This window comes from Limnochorda sp. LNt (assembly GCF_035593265.1).
In the GTDB taxonomy this organism is placed as follows: Bacteria; Bacillota; Limnochordia; order Limnochordales; family Geochordaceae; genus Geochorda; species Geochorda subterranea.
Genome location: NZ_CP141614.1, coordinates 1573797 through 1593207, shown reverse-complemented (window position 1 = coordinate 1593207; position 19411 = coordinate 1573797). Strand labels below are relative to the sequence as shown.

20 protein-coding genes and 1 pseudogene are annotated in these 19411 nt (G+C 72.3%); all 21 read left to right on the top strand.

Annotation, left to right across the window (positions count from 1 at the left end):
• Positions 1-16: 16 nt before the first annotated feature.
• The 21 genes and pseudogenes from rbfA to VLY81_RS07395 all read left to right on the top strand — a co-directional run bounded on the left by rbfA (position 17) and on the right by VLY81_RS07395 (position 19389).
• Positions 17-388: a 30S ribosome-binding factor RbfA gene (rbfA, locus tag VLY81_RS07495; protein WP_324667544.1), complete on the top strand. Its 372-nt coding sequence runs from the start codon at positions 17-19 to the stop codon at positions 386-388.
• On the top strand, positions 385-1428 hold the full coding sequence (locus tag VLY81_RS07490; protein ID WP_324667543.1) for a DHH family phosphoesterase: 1044 nt from the start codon (positions 385-387) through the stop codon (positions 1426-1428). The genes rbfA and VLY81_RS07490 overlap by 4 nt, the downstream gene beginning before the upstream one ends.
• A gap of 22 nt (positions 1429-1450) precedes the next feature.
• Positions 1451-2143, top strand: a pseudogene (truB, locus tag VLY81_RS07485) (tRNA pseudouridine(55) synthase TruB); the annotation flags it as partial.
• 9 nt (positions 2144-2152) lie between these two features.
• Positions 2153-2383 carry a tRNA pseudouridine(55) synthase TruB gene (locus VLY81_RS07480; protein WP_324670363.1) on the top strand — a complete coding sequence of 77 codons (231 nt, stop codon included), beginning with the start codon at positions 2153-2155 and terminating at the stop codon, positions 2381-2383.
• Positions 2384-2396: 13 nt separating this feature from the next.
• Positions 2397-3365, top strand: a complete 969-nt coding sequence (locus VLY81_RS07475) for a bifunctional riboflavin kinase/FAD synthetase (protein WP_324667542.1) — start codon at positions 2397-2399, stop codon at positions 3363-3365.
• A gap of 100 nt (positions 3366-3465) precedes the next feature.
• Positions 3466-3735: a 30S ribosomal protein S15 gene (gene rpsO, locus VLY81_RS07470; RefSeq protein ID WP_324667541.1), complete on the top strand. Its 270-nt coding sequence runs from the start codon at positions 3466-3468 to the stop codon at positions 3733-3735.
• Positions 3736-3762: 27 nt separating this feature from the next.
• Positions 3763-5985, top strand: a complete 2223-nt coding sequence (gene pnp, locus VLY81_RS07465) for a polyribonucleotide nucleotidyltransferase (protein ID WP_324667540.1) — start codon at positions 3763-3765, stop codon at positions 5983-5985.
• A 35-nt stretch (positions 5986-6020) separates the two neighbouring features.
• Entirely contained in the window at positions 6021-7175 is a 1155-nt protein-coding gene (locus tag VLY81_RS07460; RefSeq protein WP_324667539.1) for a DUF3866 family protein, read from the top strand.
• Positions 7172-7795: a stage II sporulation protein M gene (locus VLY81_RS07455; protein ID WP_324667538.1), complete on the top strand. Its 624-nt coding sequence runs from the start codon at positions 7172-7174 to the stop codon at positions 7793-7795. The genes VLY81_RS07460 and VLY81_RS07455 overlap by 4 nt, the downstream gene beginning before the upstream one ends.
• A 30-nt stretch (positions 7796-7825) precedes the next feature.
• On the top strand, positions 7826-9022 hold the full coding sequence (locus VLY81_RS07450; protein ID WP_324667537.1) for a phosphopentomutase: 1197 nt from the start codon (positions 7826-7828) through the stop codon (positions 9020-9022).
• An 81-nt stretch (positions 9023-9103) separates the two neighbouring features.
• Positions 9104-10369, top strand: a complete 1266-nt coding sequence (locus tag VLY81_RS07445) for a D-alanyl-D-alanine carboxypeptidase family protein (RefSeq protein ID WP_324667536.1) — start codon at positions 9104-9106, stop codon at positions 10367-10369.
• A gap of 38 nt (positions 10370-10407) precedes the next feature.
• On the top strand, positions 10408-10806 hold the full coding sequence (locus tag VLY81_RS07440; RefSeq protein ID WP_324667535.1) for an STAS domain-containing protein: 399 nt from the start codon (positions 10408-10410) through the stop codon (positions 10804-10806).
• Entirely contained in the window at positions 10803-11300 is a 498-nt protein-coding gene (locus VLY81_RS07435; RefSeq protein WP_324667534.1) for an ATP-binding protein, read from the top strand. Before VLY81_RS07440 ends, VLY81_RS07435 begins: the two co-directional genes overlap by 4 nt.
• Positions 11245-11988 (top strand): sigma-70 family RNA polymerase sigma factor, encoded by a 744-nt coding sequence (locus VLY81_RS07430; RefSeq protein ID WP_324667533.1) that lies wholly within the window; start codon positions 11245-11247, stop codon positions 11986-11988. Before VLY81_RS07435 ends, VLY81_RS07430 begins: the two co-directional genes overlap by 56 nt.
• A 141-nt stretch (positions 11989-12129) precedes the next feature.
• A complete protein-coding gene (locus VLY81_RS07425) occupies positions 12130-12699 on the top strand; it encodes a GNAT family N-acetyltransferase (RefSeq protein ID WP_324667532.1) in 570 nt (189 codons plus the stop codon).
• Between the two features lie 120 nt (positions 12700-12819).
• Positions 12820-13542, top strand: a complete 723-nt coding sequence (locus VLY81_RS07420) for an amino acid ABC transporter ATP-binding protein (RefSeq protein ID WP_405001351.1) — start codon at positions 12820-12822, stop codon at positions 13540-13542.
• Positions 13543-13735: 193 nt separating this feature from the next.
• On the top strand, positions 13736-14362 hold the full coding sequence (locus VLY81_RS07415) for a MotA/TolQ/ExbB proton channel family protein (RefSeq protein ID WP_324667530.1): 627 nt from the start codon (positions 13736-13738) through the stop codon (positions 14360-14362).
• Positions 14363-14371: 9 nt separating this feature from the next.
• Entirely contained in the window at positions 14372-14788 is a 417-nt protein-coding gene (locus tag VLY81_RS07410) for an ExbD/TolR family protein (RefSeq protein WP_324667529.1), read from the top strand.
• 52 nt (positions 14789-14840) lie between these two features.
• Positions 14841-15776, top strand: a complete 936-nt coding sequence (locus VLY81_RS07405; RefSeq protein ID WP_324667528.1) for a TonB family protein — start codon at positions 14841-14843, stop codon at positions 15774-15776.
• 43 nt (positions 15777-15819) lie between these two features.
• Complete coding sequence (locus VLY81_RS07400; protein WP_324667527.1) at positions 15820-17985, top strand: NEW3 domain-containing protein; 2166 nt, start codon at positions 15820-15822, stop codon at positions 17983-17985.
• An 87-nt stretch (positions 17986-18072) separates the two neighbouring features.
• Complete coding sequence (locus VLY81_RS07395; RefSeq protein ID WP_324667526.1) at positions 18073-19389, top strand: coiled-coil domain-containing protein; 1317 nt, start codon at positions 18073-18075, stop codon at positions 19387-19389.
• Positions 19390-19411 lie beyond the last annotated feature (22 nt).

Here is a 19411-nt window from a genome sequence, read left to right as displayed (position 1 = left end):
AGAGGGCGGAGCGGCCATGGTCAGGCTGCGGGTCCAACGGCTCCGGGAGGAGTACCGGCGGGAGGTCAGCGACATCCTGCGCCGCATGAAGGATCCGCGTCTGGGGTTCGTCACCGTCACGGACGTGGACGTCTCCGAGGATCTGCGCCACGTCAAGGTGTACGTGAGCGTGCTGGGTACCGAGGAGGACCGCCGTCGCACCCTGGAGGTGCTCGATCAGGCCCGGGGCTACGTGCGGACCGAGGCGGGGCAACGCATCCGGCTGCGCCATACGCCGGAGATCACCTTCCAGTTCGACCCTTCGGTGGAGCGGGGCGCTCGGGTCATGACCATCCTGCAGCAGCTGCGCCGCGAGCGAGCGGCCAAGGGGGAGGACGAGGCCCGGTGAGCCTCGCCTGGCCCGAGGTCGAGCGGCGCCTGGGGCCGCTGGTGGAGGCGCTGCGGGGCGCCGACCGGATCGCGGTGCTGGGCCACGTCAACCCCGACCTCGACAGCATCGGCTCCGTGCTGGCCCTGCACCTGGCGCTCGCGGCCGCGGGCAAGACGAGCTGGCCCGTCACGCCGGACCCCGGCTCGCCTTACTGGGCCTTCCTGCCCGGCCACGACCGCTTGGTGGTGGGAGCGCCCGAGTGGTTGCGGCCCGATGCGGTGGCCGTGCTCGACACCGAGATCGCGCCGGAGCGACTGGGGCAGGCCTGGGCCCTGGTCGAGCGGGCCGCCTTGCGCCTCAACCTGGACCATCACGACACCAACCGCGGAGGCGCCGACGCAGCCCTGGTGGAGCCGGCCGCGGCGGCGACGGGCGAGCTGGTCTTCTACCTGGTGCGGGCGCTCGGCGTGCCCGTCACCCCCGAGATCGCGGCGTGTCTGTACGCCGCCATCCTGACGGACACGGGCTCGTTTCGCTACGCCAACACCACCGCGCGCACGCTGGCCCTGGCCTCGGCCCTGGTGGCCACGGGGGTCGAGCCCCACGAGATGGCGACCCGCATCTACGACACCCGCTCCTGGGCTTACATGAAGCTCCTGGGTCGGCTCCTCTCCCGGCTGGAGCGCACCGAGGACGGCAAGGTGGCCTGGATGTGGGTGCGCCACGAGGATGCCGTCGAGGCCGGCCTCCTCGCGTCGGAGGTCGAAGGCCTGGCGCAGTATCCCCGCATGGTCGAAGGCGTCGAGGTAGCGCTGCTCTTCAAGGAGACCGAGCCGGGCGTCGTCAGGGTCAGCCTGCGCTCCCAGCGGTTCGTCGACGTCGCTGCCATCGCCCGCGCCTTCGGCGGGGGCGGGCACGTGCGGGCGGCGGGGTGCACCCTGACGGGCAGCCTCGAGCAGGCCATCGAACGTCTCGTGCAGGCGTGCCGCCAGGCCGTGCAACGGGAGGTCATGGCCGGCGAGGGCGCCGGCACGTCATGCGGCACCGGGGAGGAGTGAGCCGGCCACGGACGGGCTCTTCAACGTCCTCAAGCCGCCCGGCATGACCTCCCACGACGTGGTCAACGTGCTGCGCAGGCTGACGGGCCTGCGCCGTGTGGGACATGCCGGTACGCTGGACCCCGGAGCCGCCGGGGTGCTGGTGGTCTGCACCGGGCATGCGACGCGGTTCGTGCGTCACCTCCAAGACGGCGAGAAGCGCTATCGGGCCGAGATGGTGCTGGGCGTGGAGACCGATACGCAAGACGCCTCGGGACGGACCATCGCCGTGGCCGAGCCCTTCGAGATCCCCTGGAGCGAGGTGGACGCGGCGCTGGCCTCGCTCATCGGCACCATCACCCAGAGGCCTCCGATGACCTCGGCGGTGCACTACCGGGGGCGCCGGCTCTACGAGCTGGCCCGCGAGGGGATCGAGGTGGAGGACCGCCCCTCTCGCACCGTGGAGGTCTACGACCTGCAGATCGTCTCCGTCTGGCCGTCGGATGCGCCGTCCGCGACGCTGGGGGCCCGGGTCCTCTTCGACGTCACCTGCAGCTCGGGCACGTACGTACGCACGCTTTGCGCCGACGCAGGCGCTCGCCTGGGCTGTGGTGCGCACCTCGGCTTCCTGGTGCGCACCGGGGTCGGCCCGCTTCGCATCGAGGAGAGCGTCACCCTGGAGGAGCTCGACGAGGCCAGCGCCCAGCGCCGCCTCTCCGAGTACGTCCTGCCGGTCGACGCCGCGTTGGGCCACTTCCCGCCCGTACGACTGGCAGGGGAGGAGCTCCGCCGGGCCGCTCACGGCACCCCGGTCGGGTGGCCGGCCGGCGTGGGACGCCCCGCCGACCTGGAGGCAGGTGACTTCGTGCGGCTCTACGACGAGCAAAGCCGTTTCCTGGGCGTGGCGAGAGTCGAGGGCGAGGGGACGTCGCTGCGCCTGCATCCGGACCGGTTGCTCCCGCTGGAGCCCGCCTAGGAAGGACCGGTCGATGGCCGCCCAGCATCGCGTCGACCTGACGTGGCACCCGGGGCCACCGCCGTCGGGCACGGCGGTGGTCGTCGCCCTCGGCACCTTCGACGGCGTCCACGTGGGGCACCAGGCCATCTTGGCCGAGAGCCGCCGCCTGGCCGCCCAGCTGGGGGCGTCGCCGGTAGCCGTCACGTTCGATCCCCATCCCCGCCATGTCTTGCAGCCCGACCAGGCCCCGCCGCTGTTGACGCCGTTGGCGAGCCGGATCCGGCTGTTGCAGGAGCACGGCGCGCAGGCGGTCTGCGTCATCACCTTCGACCGCGCGCTGGCGGCGATGGATCCGGAGAGTTTCGTCCGCCTCGTGCTGTGCGAGCGGCTGGGGGCCAGGGGAGCCGTGGTCGGATTCAACTTCGGCTTCGGCCGGGGCCGTCAGGGCGATGCCCGCACCCTGCAGGCGCTGGGCGAGCCGTTGGGCCTGGCGGTGCGGATCGTCCCGCCGGCCGAGCGCGACGGGCGCGTCGTCTCCTCCAGCCTCGTGCGGCGCCTGCTGGAGGAGGGGCGGGTGCGCGAGGCGGCGGAGGCCCTGGGCCGTCCCTATCGCCTCGAGGGGACCGTGGTGAGGGGCGACGGCCGGGGCCGTCAGATCGGCTACCCGACGGCCAATGTCGAGACCGATCCGGTCCAACTGCTCCCGGTGGATGGGGTCTACCTGGCCACCCTGGACCGCTTGCCGTCCCTGGCCGTCATCGGCCGTCGGCCCACGTTCAGCGGCGGGGCGCGCTGGCTCGAGGTGCACGTCCTCGAGGGGCGATGGGAACTCTACGGACGGAGGGTCAAGGTCGATCTGCTGGAGCACCTGCGGCCCGTCGTGCCATTCTCGAGCGTCGAGGCGCTGGTGCGACAGATCGAGGCGGACCGCCAAGCGGCCGCGCGATACTTCTCCCTGGCGGCTCCGAGGCCCCCTCTTCAGCGGAGTCACCAGTTGTGATACAGTGGCCGCAGAAAACCCGCCGCTCGAACCCGGCGTCTCCTCCGCACCGGGCTTGGGCCGCGGGGGCTCGCGAGAGGTAAGGAGGAGATTCGATTCGATGGCGCTTCCGCGCGAGGTGAAGGAGAGCCTCATCAGCCAGTTTCGCCGGCACGAGGGCGACACCGGCTCGCCCGAGGTCCAGATCGCGTTGCTGACCCAGCGGATCAACGACCTGACCGAGCATCTCAAGGTCCACCGCAAGGACTTCCACAGCCGGCGGGGACTCTACAAGCTCATCGGCCAGCGCCGCGGCTTGCTCAACTATCTCGAACGCACCGACGTCGAGCGGTATCGCCAGGTGGTCGAGCGGCTCGGCTTGCGCCGGTAGGGTGCACAAGGAGGACGATGCGAGCCGATGTTTGACGTACGCCGCTACGAGATGGAGCTGGCCGGGCGCGAGCTGGTGCTGGAGACCGGCCGATTGGCCCGCCAGGCCGGGGGGGCGGTGTGGGCCCGCTACGGCGACACCGTCGTGCTGGTGACCGCCACGATGTCCCGCCAGCCCCGCGAGGGCATCGACTTCTTCCCCCTGTTGGTGGACTTCGAGGAGCGCATGTACGCCGTGGGCAAGATCCCCGGCGGCTGGGGCCGACGGGAGGGCAAGCCCGGTGAGGCGGCCATCCTGTCGGCCCGCATGGTGGATCGTCCCATCCGACCCCTCTTCCCGGAGGGGTTCCGCAACGACGTGCAGGTGGTGGTGACCACCCTCAGCGTCGACCACGACGCCCCTCCTGACGTGCTCGGCATCATCGGGGCCTCCGCCGCCCTCACCATCTCCGAGATCCCCTTCCTGGGGCCGGTGGGTGCGGTGCGGATGGGGCTGGTCGACGGGCAGATCGTGGTCAACCCCACGGCCGACCAGCAGCGCACCAGCCGGCTCAACCTGGTGGTGGCCGGCACCCGCGACGCCATCATGATGGTCGAGGCCGGCGCCGACGAGGTGCCCGAGGAGCAGATGCTCGACGCCATCATGAGGGGCCACGAGGAGATCCAGCGCATCGTGGCCCTCATCGATCGGATGCGGGCCGACGTGGGCAAGCCCAAGGTGGAGGTGCCCCTCTTCACGCCCGACCCGGCGGTCAAGGCGTGGGTCGAGCAGGTCGGACGCCCGCTGCTGGCTGCCGCCGTCAAGAACCCCGACAAGATGGCCCGCGAGGAGGCCGTGGAGCGGGCCCGGCAGGAGATCGTGGAGCGCTTCGTGGCCGAGCACGGCGGAGAGGAGCAGGCGGCGCCCCTGCTCAAGGACGTCGAGACCATCCTCGACAAGCTGCTCAAGGACGAGGTCCGCCGCATGATCGTGGAGGACGGCGAGCGTCCCGACGGCCGGGCCTACGACGAGATCCGCCCCATCTACTGCGAGGTGGGGCTCCTGCCCCGGGTGCACGGATCGGGCCTCTTCGTGCGCGGACAGACCCAGGTGCTCACCTCCTGCACCCTGGGGCTCAAGTCCGACGAGCAGCTCCTCGACGACCTGCGCGAGGAGGATCGTAAGCGCTACATCCACCACTACAACTTCCCGCCTTACAGCGTGGGCGAGGTGCGGCCCATGCGCGCCCCCGGCCGGCGCGAGATCGGCCACGGTGCGCTGGCGGAGCGGGCCCTGTTGCCCGTCATCCCGCCCGAAACCGAGTTTCCCTACACCATCCGGCTCGTCTCCGAGGTGCTGGAGTCCAACGGCTCCACGTCGCAGGCCAGCGTCTGCGGCAGCACCCTGGCGTTGATGGACGCCGGCGTGCCCATCCGCAAGCCGGTGGCCGGCGTGGCCATGGGCCTGGTCAAGTGGCAGGACCGGTTCGTCGTGCTGACCGACATCCAGGGCATCGAGGACGCCCTGGGCGACATGGACTTCAAGGTGGCCGGCACCGTCGATGGCGTCACTGCCATCCAGATGGACATCAAGGTGCACGGCATCACCCGCGAGATCCTCGCCCGGGCCCTGGAGCAAGCCCGGGCCGGGCGCCTGTTCATCCTCGACAAGATGTTGCAGGTCATCCCCAAGCCGCGGCCGGAGCTGTCGCCGAGGGCGCCGCGCATCATCACCCTGGAGATCCCCGTCGACAAGATCCGCGACGTCATCGGCCCGGGCGGCAAGATGATCCGGAAGATCATCGAGCAGACCGGCGTAGAGATCGACGTGGAGGACGACGGGCGGGTCTACATCGCCTCCACCGACGAGGCGAGCGGCAAGAAGGCCGCCGAGATCATCCAGAATCTGGTCCGCGACGTCGAGGTCGGCGCCGTCTACCTGGGCAAGGTGAAGCGCACCACCAGCTTCGGCGCCTTCGTCGAGATCCTGCCGGGCAAGGAGGGGCTCGTGCACATCTCCGAGCTCGCACCGGATCGGGTCGGCCGCGTCGAGGACGTGGTGCAGGTCGGCGACGAGGTACTGGTCAAGGTGACCGAGATCGACCGGCTCGGGCGCATCAACCTCTCCCGCAAGGAGGCGCTCCCCGCCTCTCAGCGACAGGCCGACGGACAGCCGACCGCGCCCCGAGGCGGCGGTGACGAGCGCCGCCGGCGAGACGGCCGGGGGGAGCCCCGCCGTCCCGGCGGCTTCGGGCGGCGGCCCGGGCGCTGAGGCGAGCCGGTCGAGACGGATCCGCCCGACCGCTGGTGATCGAGCTTCGGGCCGGCGTCATCCGCGAAGTGAGGGAGACGGGCCCCCGCCGCCTGCGGCTGCTGGTGGAGGTGGGGGCCTCCCCTGACCCGGCGCACGTCCGAGAGGCATGGGCCTTCGTGGACCTGGGGCCCCGGCGGTGGCGAGCGGGTCAGCGCGTGCTGTGCAACACCACGGCCGTCTCGCTGGGGCTCGGCACGGGGGGCCGCCATCTGGTGGTGGCGCCGCTCGAGCCGGAGCTCGACGCCCACGGACGGCTGACCGGCCCCGCCGACCGTGGCCGGGGCCACATCGTCAAGCTGCGCTACACCCCCCTGCAGCTGGCCGTCATGGCAGCGGAGGAGCCGGCAGCGCCCTACCATCGGGCCGTGCGCCAGGCCCTCGACCTCGCAGGGCTGCCGGTGGCCGTGGTGCCCCTCCACAGCATGCTGGCACCCATCGTCGCCGGGCTTCGCTGGGCCCAGGGGGGCTGCGGGCGGCTCCGGGTGGCCTACGTCATGACCGACTCGGCGGCCCTGCCCGCCGCCCTCAGCGACCAGCTCGAGGCGCTGCGCCGCGGGCGGTGGGTCGACCTGGTCGTCTGCTCGGGCCAGGCCTTCGGCGGCGATCTGGAGGCGGTCCATGCGGCCTCGGCGCTGGCGGTGGCCCAGCGGGCCGGCGCCGACGTCGCCATCGTGGGGCCGGGGCCGGGGGTGGTCGGCACCGGCACCGCCCTGGGTACCACCTGCCTGGAGGTGGCCTCGGTGGCCGACCTGGTGGGCGCGCTCGGGGGAAGGGCCGTCGTGGTGCCGCGCCTCTCCATCGCGGACCGGCGAGGCCGGCACCGGGGCCTGAGCCACCACGACCAGACCGCACTGGGGCGCCTGGCCTCGCGCCGCTCGCTGGTCGTCCTGCCGTCCTCGCTCTCGCGGGCATGGCGCCGGCGGGTCGTGAGCCAGGCCAGCCGCAGCGGCATCCTGGCCCGTCACCGCGTGGTCGAGGTGGAGCCGGCGCCCGCCGAGGCGCTGGCCGTGCTGCCGGTGCCGCCCGAGAGCATGGGGCGGCACTACGACGACGACCCGCCCCTCTTCGACGCCTGCCTGGCGGCGGGGCGGCTCCTGGCGTCGATGGCGGGCGGGGCGCCCCGGCGCCGGGAGGGGGAGTGGCCATGAGGTGGGGCGTGGCGGTCGCCTGGCAGCAGGAGCACGGACTGGCCCACCGCCTGACGCACTGGACGCCCGCCGCTCTGGCGGCCTTGGCCTGGGGGGCGGGCCTGCGGGCCGGGCTGGTGGCCCCCCTGCCGGTACCGGTCCCCTCCTCGTACGCAGGATGGGCCTGGCCCCAGGGGGCCACGCCGGCCGAGGCCATGCTGGCCCTGCTGGGACGTCATCTCCTGCTGGGCGCGGGCGGGATCTGGCTGCTGGGGTTGACGGGCGTGGGCACCCCCCTCGGGCTCGCCGCGGTGGCGCTGCGGGCCTACGTCGGCGGGATGCTCCTGACCTCCGCGCTGGCGCGGTGGGGTTGGGCCGGCGTGGGCACGGCGGCCGTAGCGCTGGCACCGGCGCAACTGATGGCCACCTGGGCGGCGGTCCAGGCCTCCCGGGCAGCGGCCCGGTGGAGCCTGGCCCTGTCGAGGGCCGTGGCGACCCGCGCGCCCGCATGGCTCGGCGAGGACTTCGCCCGGTACGCTTACAGCGGGGCCGTCTCGATAGCCCTGGCCGCCGTGGCCGCCGCGGCGGAGATGCTGGGCTGGGCCGCGGCCAGGGCGCTGGGACTGGTGGCCACCGGGTGAGCCTCGACGGGGCGAAAGGATGAGAGCATCATGGCGACGCACGCAACGATGAACCGGGTCTGCCTGATCGTCCTCGACAGCGTCGGCATCGGCGAGCTGCCCGACGCTGCCCGCTTCGGCGACGAGGGCAGCCATACCCTGCGCCACGCCGCCGAATCGGTGGGGGGCCTCGAGGTGCCGCACCTCGAGCGCCTGGGCCTCGGCTGCATCGAGCCCATCCCCGGCGTGGGATGCCCCGAGCGGCCGCAGGCCTCCTACGGCAAGATGGCCGAGCAAGCCGCGGGCAAGGATACGACGACGGGTCACTGGGAGCTGACCGGCGTGGTGTTGGACAGGCCCTTCCCGGTCTATCCCGACGGCTTTCCGCCCGAGGTGATCGAGGCCTTCGAGGCGGCCATCGGCCGCAAGGTGCTGGGCAACAAGCCCGCCTCCGGCACGGTCATCATCGAGGAGCTGGGACCCGAGCACCTGCGCACGGGCCGGCCCATTGTCTACACCTCGGCGGACAGCGTCTTCCAGATCGCGGCGCACGAGTCCGTCATCCCGGTGGAGGAGCTGTATCGCATGTGCGAGACGGCTCGCCGCATCCTGACCGGCCCCCACGCCGTGGGGCGGGTCATCGCCCGCCCCTTCGAGGGTCGGCCCGGCTCGTTCAGGCGCACGCCGCGCCGCCGCGACTTCAGCCTGGCACCTCCCCGGCCCACCCTGCTGGATCGTCTCGTCGAAGCCGGCCTGTCGGTCTGGGCGGTGGGCAAGGTGGAGGACATCTTCGCCGGACGCGGCATCACCGAGGCCGTGCACACCCGCGACAACGACGAGGGGGTCGCCGCCACCCTGGATCTTCTCCGGCGCACCCGCCAGCAGCGGGGCCTGATCTTCACCAACCTCGTCGACTTCGACACGCTGTGGGGGCATCGCAACGACCCCGTGGCCTACGCCCGGGGCCTGGAGGCCTTCGACCGGCAGCTACCGGGCTTGCTCGGCGAGCTGCGCGAGCGGGACGTCCTCATCCTGACGGCCGACCATGGCAACGACCCGGCCACGCCCAGCACGGACCACTCACGCGAGTACGTCCCGCTGCTGGTGACCGGGCCCGCCATCCGGCCCGGCGTCGACCTGGGGGTGCGCCGGACCTTCGCCGACGTCGCCGCCACGGTCGCCGAGCTCCTGGGCATCCCGGCACGGTTCGACGCGGGCCGGAGCTTCGCCGCCGACGTCCTGGCCTGACGGGCGGGCTCGTCATGGGCGGGTTGCCCGCCGCATAGGGATAGGCCGCACGACGCGAGGCGTCCCGGGAGGTGAGCGGGGGTGGTCCGGCGGCTGGCCACTCTTCTGGCGGTGTCGACGGCGGCCGTGGCGGTCTGGATCGCCGCGAGGCTGGTCTGGCCAGCCGGCCCGCCCTCCTCCTTCCCGGCGCTGGCGCCCCCGGCGGCACCCGAGCTGCGCCTCGCCTCCAGGGCGGCGGTACTGATGGACGCCGCCACGGGTCAGGTGCTCTACGCCCGCAATCCCGACGAGCCGCTGCCGCCGGCCAGCGTCACCAAGATCATGACCCTCATGCTGGCGCTGGAGGCCGTCCACGAGGGTCGCATCGGCATGGCCGACGAGGTGGTGGCCTCGGAGCGGGCCGCCTCCATGGGGGGCAGCCAGGTGTGGCTGGAGCCCGGCGAGCGGATGACCCTGCGGGAGCTGCTCTACGCGATCGCCGTCGGCTCCGCCAACGACGCCTCGGTGGCGGTGGCCGAGGCCCTGGCCGGCTCGGAGGAGGCCTTCGTCGACATGATGAACCGCCGCGCCCGGGCCCTCGGCATGAAGAACACCCGGTTCGCCAACGCCTCGGGCCTGCCGCCTCAGGAGACCGGCCACCAGGGCCCTCACGTCGCCAGCGCGCTGGACCTGGCCCTGCTCTCCCGGCAGGCCGTGCGCACCCCGGGCCTGCTGGAGATGGTTTCGACGTGGGAGTACACCATGCGCCAGGACGGCATCCAGCGGCCGGTGCTCTACAACTTCAACCGCCTGCTGCGGCGCTATCCGGGCGTCGACGGCCTCAAGACCGGCATGACCAGCGAAGCGGGCTACTGCATTGCCGTGACGGCGGTACGCGACAACCTGCGCCTCATCGTCGTCACGCTGAGCGCCCCCACGGCCCAGGCCCGGGAGGATGACGTGCGCACCCTGTTCGACTGGGGCTTCCGTCGCTACGAGGCGCGGCGCCTGGCATCCGCCGGCGACACGGTAGGGATCGTGGAGGTGGCGCGGGGCCAGCCGGCCTACGTCCCCCTGGTGCTGGCCAGCGACGCCTTCATGACGGTGGAGCGGGGCAGTCGGGTGGAGGTGGTCCAGCGGGCCGACCTGCCCGAGCGTCTGGCGGCCCCGCTGGCGGCCGACGCCGAGGTGGGCCGCGTGCGCCTGCTGGAGGCCGGTACGGATCGGGTCCTCGCGGAGGTGCCGGTCAAGGTGGCCCAGCCGGTCGAGGTCGCACCGTGGCGGGCCCTGGTGGGCCGCCATCTCCGAGCGTTCATGCAGGTCTGGCTTCCTGTCGAGAGGAGGCTCGTGGCTCCTGAGGCGAACTAAGGGGACATCGAGACGTCGCAGGAGGTCATGCGGCTTCGTTGGCCATTCATGTCGAAGTCGTGCGCCAGGGTCCGGTGCTGGTGGCCCGCGTCGAGGGGGACCTGGACATGGTCTCTGCCGCCCAGCTGCGCGACCCCGTCGAGGAGGCCTGGAACGCCGGGTCGGACCTGCGCCACATCGTACTCAACCTGAAGGGCCTGTCGTTTCTCGACAGCACGGGGATCGCGGTGATCCTGGGGCGCTACCGGGCCGCGCTGGCCCGGGGTGGCCGCCTGGTGGTGGTCGACGCCAACGCCCGGGTCCGGCGGATGCTGGAGATCAGCGGCGCCCTGCGACTGGTGGAGCTGGCCGACAGTGAGGCCGAGGCGCTGGCGCGTCTTGCGCCGCGCAAGCAAGGCCGCGGCCGCCGGCGAAGGAGGCGGCAGCACCCGACATGAACGGACATCGGTGGGAGACGCCCCGGCGGCTGGCGAGCGGCTGGGGCCAGACCCGCGACAGCTTCGTGCTGCGCATCCCAGCCGACACCGCCAATCTGGCCTTCGCCCGGGCGGTGGTGGCAGCCTTCGCGGCGCGCCTGCCCTTCACCGTCGAGGAGATCGAGGATCTCAAGCTGGCCGTCTCCGAGATCGTGGCCAACTGCATCGTCCACGCCTATCCCGCCGGCCAGCCGGGACCCGTCTGGGTGGCGGCGCGGGTGGTGGAGGGCGCCCTGGAGGTCGTGGTGGAGGACCGCGGCCTCGGCATCGCCGACGTGGATCGGGCCCGCGAGGCCGGCTACTCGTCGGTGGGGGGCGAGCACCTGGGCATCGGCTTCTCCGTGGCCGAGACCTACGTGGACGCGCTGTCGGTGGACTCCACCCCGGGGGAGGGGACCTGTGTGCGCATGCTCAAGCGGCCCGCCCGCCAGGCCGCCGGCCCCCTCGCCCGATAGGGCCGTCCGGCCCGAGGCCCACGAGGGCCTGGTGGTGGCCGTCGCCCGCCGCTTCCGGTGGTCCGCGGTGCCGTACGAGGATCTGCTGCAGGCGGCGCGGCTGGGGCTGGTGCAGGCGGCGGCCCGGTTCGACCCCCATCTGGGCATCGCCTTCGCCACGTACGCCGTGCCCATCATGCTGGGCGAGGTGCGGCGCCTGGTGGACAGGGCTCGGCCCGTCAGCGGGGCTCGCACGGCGCGGGCGCTGGTAGCGCGCGCGGAGGCGGTCCGGCAGCGCCTGGAGCGCCAGACCTCCCGAGAGGTGACCCTGGGAGAGGTGGCCGGTGACCTCGGGGTGGACGCCGCGGAGCTGGCCGCCGCCATCGGCGCGCTGAGCGATCCGCTGCCCCTGGAGCCCGACCCGTCTGCCGCGCAGGCCGGGCCGGAGCCGGCCGGGGCTCCATCGCCCGACGCCTGGATCGACCGCCTGGCCGTGCGACAGGCGCTGGCCGGTCTGCCATCGGAATGGCGCGCCATCGTCTACCTGCGCTACTTCCGCGGCCTGAGCCAGTCCGAGGCGGCGCGGATCCTCGGCATCTCGCAGCCCGTGGTCTCCCGGCGCGAGCGCGCGGCGCTGGCCCTGCTCCGGCATCGACTGGAGCCGCATCCAGAAGGAGGAGACCCGTGGCGTCACTTGCCTGAAGGGTAGCCTCGCGCGGCTTCGAATAGGCCAGGTGATGGCGGACGCCGGCCGAGCACGTCCCCTCGTCACGTCGCAGCGGTCCAAGCGAAGGTCGCCAACGCGGCGAGTCCAACACGGGCCTAGCCCTTCCGGCAGAGGAGTGCTCAGATGCGCATCGAGGGGGATCGAATCAGCCTTCGACCCGCCCGAGAGGAGGACGTCCCGCACCTGCTGGCCTGGTCGCTCGACCCCGAGGTGGCCCGGTTCGCCCGGGGAGAGTACCCGGCCACCCTCGAGGGTACCCGGCGGTGGCTGGAGGAGGGTCGCAAGGATCGCTACCGCATGGTCTTCATCATCGAAGGGCCTGGCGGCCGCCCCATCGGCGACGTCGACCTCTATCACATCGCCTGGCGCAGCAAGGAGGCGGAGTTGCGCATCCGTATCGGCTTTCCCGCGATGTGGAACCAGGGACTGGGCACCGACGCCATCCGGACCCTGCTGCGCTACGCCTTCGAGCAGCGCGGGATGCGCCGGATCTACCTGCGGGTGCTGAGGAGCAACCCCCGGGCCATCCGGTGCTACGAGAAGTGCGGCTTCCGCAAGGAGGGCCGCATGCGCGTCGACGAGGACGGCCACCCTGACGAACTCCTCCTGATGAGCGTCACCCCGGACCGGCTCCAGCCGGGGCGGACCGGACCGCCGGCGCTCCCCGAGAGCCGGCACCTCGTCAGCGCGTGAGTCGCGGGCCTCGGGCGGCCCCCGCCTCGCAGGAGCCGGGCCACCCGAGGCGAATGACCTGCGACCGAGCCGACGGAGGGAGTCGAGCGCGTGAGCGTCGAGGCGGCCACGTCCGATCCCATCATCGTCTTCCGCGACGTCCACAAGTGGTTCGGCGGGCTGCACGTCTTGAAGGGCATCGACTTCTCGGTGCAGCCCGGCGAGGTCGTGGTCTTCATCGGGCCCAGCGGATCGGGCAAGAGCACGCTGTTGCGGTGCATCAACCGCCTGGAGCCCATCCAGCGGGGACAGGTGGTGGTGGACGGATTCGACGTCAACGACCCCGCCACGCCGCTCATCCGGTTGCGCAGCGAGGTCGGGATGGTCTTCCAGCAGTTCAACCTCTACCCGCACATGACGGTGCTCGACAACATCACCCTGGCTCCCATCAAGGTGCGGGGCATCCCTCCCGAGCAGGCCCGGCGAGCGGCCCTCGAGCTCCTGGCCAAGGTCGGCATCCCCGACAAGGCGCAGGCGTACCCCTCCCAGCTCTCCGGCGGCCAGCAGCAGCGGGTCGCCATCGCCCGGGCGCTGGCCATGCGCCCCAAGATCATGCTCTTCGACGAACCGACCTCGGCCCTGGACCCCGAGATGATCCAGGAGGTCCTGGACGTCATGGTGGAGCTGGCCCGGGAGGGGATGACCATGGTGGTCGTCACCCACGAGATGGGCTTCGCCCGGGAGGTGGCGCACCGGGTCATCTTCATGGACGACGGCCGCATCGTCGAGCAGGGGCCACCCGCGCAGCTCTTCTCCCGACCCGTCGAGGCCCGCACCCGCGCCTTCCTCGACAAGATCCTCTGAGAGACCCCCACCCCTCCAATCGCTCGGCCCGTTGCGAGAAGGTATGAGGGGTCCCCGGAGACCGTCACGTCGGCCAGCACGCGGGGATCCGGAAAGAGCCCCGCAACGGTAGGGATCCCTGGCAGCCCGTCGAAATCCCTGCCAGCGTCCCGATCAAGAGAAGCCCAGGCCGCGGGCTCGGGGGAGAATCTGGATGTTTGCCGCCGTCGTCGACGTCCTGGTCAAGGGTGGGCCCGTGATGATCCCGCTGGGGTTCGTCTCGGTGCTCGCCGTCGCCATCAGCCTCGAGCGCCTGTGGTACTTCGCCCGCCTGCGCGACCACGCCGACCACCTCATGGACCAGTTGCGGCTGCTGGTTCACGAGGGGCGCTTGCTGGAGGCCATGCAGCTCATCCGACGTGCCAATGGGCCCACCGCCGCCGTGCTCGCCGAGGGCCTGGCGGCCTGGGACAGGCCCCTCGACGAGGTGCGGGCCCGGGTGGAGCGGGTCGGCCAGGAGGAGGTGGCCAAGATGGAGGCCCGCATGGCCTGGCTGGATGCCATCGTCACGGGCGCTCCGATGCTGGGCCTCCTGGGTACCGTGACGGGCATCATCCGCAGCTTTCGGATCCTGGCGGCCATGGAGGGCGTCGAGCCGTCGGGCCTCAGCAGCGGCATCGCCGAGGCCCTGATCACCACGGCGGCAGGGCTCATCATCGCGGTCCCGGTCCTCTTCATCTACGTCTACCTCTCCGGCGTCATCGACCGGCGCGTCAGCGCCCTCAACCGCACGGCCGCCGAGTTCTTGCAGCTCGTCTCCGAGGCCAGGGGAAGGAGCTGACCACCGCCCGTGGCCATCACGCGCAGCCGCCGCCACCGCCCGCGCGTCGAGATCATCAACATGGTCGACGTCATGTTCTTCCTGCTGGCCTTCTTCATGGTCTTCACCACCTTTCGCACCAACCCGTCCACCCTCAACCTCGATCTGCCCCGTGCCGTGACCGCCACCCGAGAGGCTCCGTCGGAGGTGGTGGTCAGCATCGATCGGTCGGGGCGGTACTTCCTCAATGGGCGGGCCGTGAGCCTGGCGCAGATGAGCACGCTGGTGGGCGACTCGGTGCGGCGCCACCCCGACCAGCTGGTCATCGTGCGGGCCGACCGGGAGGTGCAGTACGACCGGGTCGTGCAGGCCATCGACGCCCTCCGCCGGGCGGGCGCCTACCGGCTCGGCCTGGCGGTGCAGACGAGCGGGGCGTCGTCGCCTTGAGATCGGCCTCGGGGACCTCGCCGACGCGCAGGGCGAGGGTGGGGGTGAGTCGATGAGTGTGCCAGCGGGCTCGTCCACGCAGCCGGGTCGGCTGGAGCCCTTCGTGTTGGTCTCCCTCGTGTTGCACGCGGTGCTCCTGGTGCTCCTCTCCAGGGTGCTGGCGGTCGAGCGGTTCGTGGTACCGATGGGGGAGGGGGCCGTGGTGCAGGTGATCCCGGTGCCCCAGGCACCGCAGCCGACGGTCTCCCCACGGACGACCACCCAGCAGCGCTCGGCACCGGGCGGGTCGGGGCAGACCACGCCGCGTCCCTCCCAACCGGCGGCCGCCACCGCCGTCGCGGCTCAGCCGCGGCCGGCCACGCAGCCGCCAGGCACGAGCACGCAGGCCTCCTCCGGCAGGCAGACGGCAGCCCCACCCACGCCGAGCACCCCGCCGGCCCCCGCCCGCGCCTCCCAGGAGGTGCTCGCCTCCGAGCGCAGCCCGGTGCGGGCGACGACCGGCGCGCCCACCACCACCCAGCCGTCCGGTCGTGAGGGGCAGGGTGCGACACCGGACCAGGGCGCCCAGGCCCAGGGGGCGGTGGCGAGGCCCGGCGGCGAGGGGACCGGCGGCGTCCGACAGGGCAATCCGCCCGCGGGGCCTGCCGAGCCCGACCTGACCTCCGCCGTCGTGGTTCCGACGGGCAGCCCCGACTATCCCAAGAACGCGGTCACCTACGGCGTGGAGGGCCGGGTGACGCTGGCGGTGCAGGTGGGGGGCGACGGCAAGGTCGCGGGGGTGACGGTGAGCGAGAGCTCGGGCAACGCCACCCTCGACACCGTGGCCAGCCGTTGGGTGGCGGAGCGCTGGCAGTTCAAGCCCTCCTCCGTCGGGCGACCCTACCAGGTCTCCGTCTTGTTCGAGTTCACCATCGATCGGGACGAGCAGGGACGCGCCGAGCCCCGCGTCAGCTTCCGGCTGCTGGACGAGCGGGTCCGCTATCTGTGACGACCATCGTCGCTGACCGACGCAGGCAGGTGTGAGAGACGGGATGACCAGACGGCACGCGGCCGGCAAGGCCTCGACGCGCACTCGGCACCGACCGGGGGAGCGGATCGGCCCGGGCTGGGCAGGGCGCCTCGCGGTGGCGCTGGGGTTGTCGGTGGCATTGGGCCTCGCCGCGCAGACGGGATGGGCGGTCGCCGGCGCGGCGTCGGCCGAGGGAGCCGAGCGGCTCGAGCTCGCCAACGAGTTCATCCGCATCGTGGTCAACGGCTCCCCCGATGCGACGGGCCGCTTCTCGGTCAGCACCACCGGAGGCAATCCGGAGCGGGCCGATGACGACAACCGCCCGCTCATCTACGGCGGCGCGGAGCCGTGGACGTCGTTCACCACCGTCCAGATCGACGGGACGTCGTACGTCTTCGGCGGGCCCACCCACCGGCCGGCGGGCTCGAGCGGCCCCTTCGGCACGATGGCCCTCTCGCCACGACTGGCCGAGCAGGGCCGGCGCATCGACGCGGCGTGGGAGTATCCCCAGGGCATCGAGGTGGTGCAGCGCCTCAGCATCGCCCGCGGGCCCACCACCGGGTTGCTCGACACGGCGCGCATCGAGTACGTCGCCACCAACCGCGATCGCCTGCCCCACCGGGTCGGCCTGCGGGTCGTCATCGACACCATGGCGGGCAGCAACGACGGGGCGCCCTTCCGCGTCGGCGAGCGGGCCATCGAGACCGACACCCAGATCGCCGGGACCCAGGCGGGCCTCCCCGAGTTCTGGCAGGTCTTCGACTCGCTGACCCAGCCCGCCGTGGTGGCGCAGGGCATGCTGCGGGGCGGCGAGGTGACCCCGCCGTCGCGGATCTACTTCACCAACTGGGGAGTCCTGCGCGAGAGCCTCTGGGAGTTCGACTTCCAGCCCGGGCGCACGTTCGAGCGCAAGGGCGAGTACGAACTCGACAGCGCGGTGGCGCTCTTCTTCGATCCGGTGGAGCTGCAGCCCGGGGAAAGCCGCTCGGTGGTGGTCTACTACGGTCTGGGCGGCTTGAGCATCGTCCCTGGCGACCTAGCCATCGGGCTCTCCAGTCCCGAGATGGCCGTCATCGGCCAGGCGGATCCCATCTCCATCGTGGCCTACGTCCAAAACACCGGGCGGGGCGCGGCCCTCGACACCCGGGTCCGACTGGAGCTGCCGCAGGGCCTGGCCCTCGTCGAGGGGGCTTCGGCGAGCCGGAGCCTGGGCGATCTGCCGGCGGGCGAGACGGCCCAGGTGGCGTGGGCGGTACGGGTGACGGCTCGCTCCGCCGGCACCCTCACCTTCTCCGTGCGGGCCGAGGCGACCAACGCGGAGCCCAACGTGGCCCGTCGCTCGATCCGGGTCGTGGACCCGGCGCGGCTGTCGTTGCAGCTGCGGGGGCCGAGCCGCCTCGAGGTGGTGGACGGCCGCTGGAGCCCGTCGCCCTTCGAGGTGACCGGCTCGGTGCGCAACGACGGGGGAGCGGACGCCTACGGCGTGGTGGCGCAGCTGATCACGCCCTATGGCCTGGCGATCGCGCCCGGCGACGACAGCCGCCGCTTCGTCGGCACCCTGGAGCCTGGCGAGTCGATGCAGCTGAGCTGGCTGGTGATGCCGACCGGCGTCACCGGCAACGTGCCGTACTCGCTGCGGGTCACCTACACCGGTGCAGGTGAGCTGCCCGCCCCCACCAATACGGTGGCGGTGCCCAGGCTCGACGCCGAGGTGCTGGTGCGTCCCGGCTCCGGGTGGGACGGATCGGCGCGGCGTGTGGGGGAGACGGTGCACGTGGAGGTTCGTGGCCGCAACCTGCCGGAGTTCGCCACCGCCCAGGTCGTGGTCGCCTTCGATCCGGCGGTGCTGCAGCTCGTCGGTGAGTCCCTGGCCGTGGACCGGGGCACCTACTTCGTGTTGGGATCGTCGGGCGCCAGGGGGACCGGTGCCGACAGCGTTCGCGTCTTCGAGGCCACGGCCGACAACGAGGCGGGGCGGGTGGCCATCGACGCGGCACATCCCGTCCCGGGCCTCGGCGATGCCACGCTGGCGGTGCTGCGCCTGCAGGCTCGGGCGGCAGGGCAGGGGCGGGTGCAGGTCGTCTCGGTGGTGTTGCGCGACGCGGCGGGCCAGGTCGTCTACCGCATCACGCCCCAGGGCCAGGCGCCGAGCCTGACGGTGCCCGTGCAGCAACGTCCGACGCCCTAGGCGGCGGGACGAGGCTCGGTCGTGGCAGTCGCTGGCAAGTTACGGAGGGAATGGGGAGCGGCAATGGTCGGCTACCGGCTTGGCTCGATGCGGCTCGGATGGTCGCGGGGAGGGTGGGGGCTGGCACTGCTCGTCGCACTCGCCGCCGCCCCGGTGCTGGGCATCGCCTGGGCCCCCGCGGCGTCGGCCCAGGGGGCGGCGGGCACTCCCGCCATCGCCGACGTGCCCCCGGATCACTGGGCCTACCAGGCGGTCGTGACGCTGGTGCAGCGCGGGTACATCACCCTGCAGGCCGGGCGCTTCGACGGGTCCCGTCCCGTCGATCGGTTCACGCTGGCCTCGGTGGTGGCACGCCTGTTGCAAGACGTCGAGCGAGGCCAGGCTCGCCTGACGGGTGACGACCTGCAGCTGGTGCGCCAGCTGACCAACGAGTTCCGCACCGAGCTGGCTCGCTGGCAGGAGCAACGCACCCAGCTGGCGCAGCGGCTCGACGAGCAGGCGCGTGAGGTGGGGCGCATCGATGTCAAGCTGACCGACGTGCTGCAGTACGCGACCGAGGTCGACCGGCGGCTGACGCAGACCACCGATGCCCTGGGGCAGCAGCTGAACCAGGCCACGCAGGCCCTCAACCAGCAGCTCAGCGCGGTCTCGCAACGGCTGACCCAGGTCGAGAGCGTCGCCAGGGGCCTGGGCACGGTGGTGCAGGACCTGCAGATCCGGCTCGACGACCTGAGCGAGGAGATGGCGCTGGCCGACGCCGATCTGCGCCAGCAGCTCGCGCAGCTGGGGACGGGCCTGACGGAGCGCCTGGAGACCGCAGGGCAGGCCACCTCCCAGCGTCTGCAAGCCTCGGCCGGCGAGATCCAGGCCTTGCGGTCGACCATCCAGACCCTCCAGCAATCCCTGGAAGGTCAACGCCAGCGAGCGGACGAATTGACGACCCAAATCGGGCGGCTGGATCAGCGGCTCCAGGCGGTGACGGGCAGCCTCGACAGCCTGGTGCGCTCCTTGAGCGCCAGCGGCATCTCGCCGGAGCAGGCCGGGCAGGTGCTGCGCTCCTCGACGGAGGAGCTGGCCAGCCTGCGCCAGGAGCTCGCCCAAATCCGAGAGCAGCTCCAGCAGCAGGGACGAGACACCCGGGCAGTGGACCAGCAGCTCGCGGCCTGGCAGCAGGAGCGAGACGCGCTGCGCAACGAGATCGCCTCGCTGCGCGCCAGCCTCGATCTGGAGCGGTCACGCACCGACGAGATCGTGCGCAGCCTGGTGAGGGAGGGCGGCGCGACCGCCGCTCCGCCGGGCGAGCTGCAGGCTCAGGTCGAGCAGCTGCGCACGCAGAATCGCTGGCTGATGGCCGCGTCGCTGGCGGGTGTGGTGCTGGCCCTGGCCGGGCTGCTGATGCAGTAGGACCCCGTGAAGAGGAGCGCAC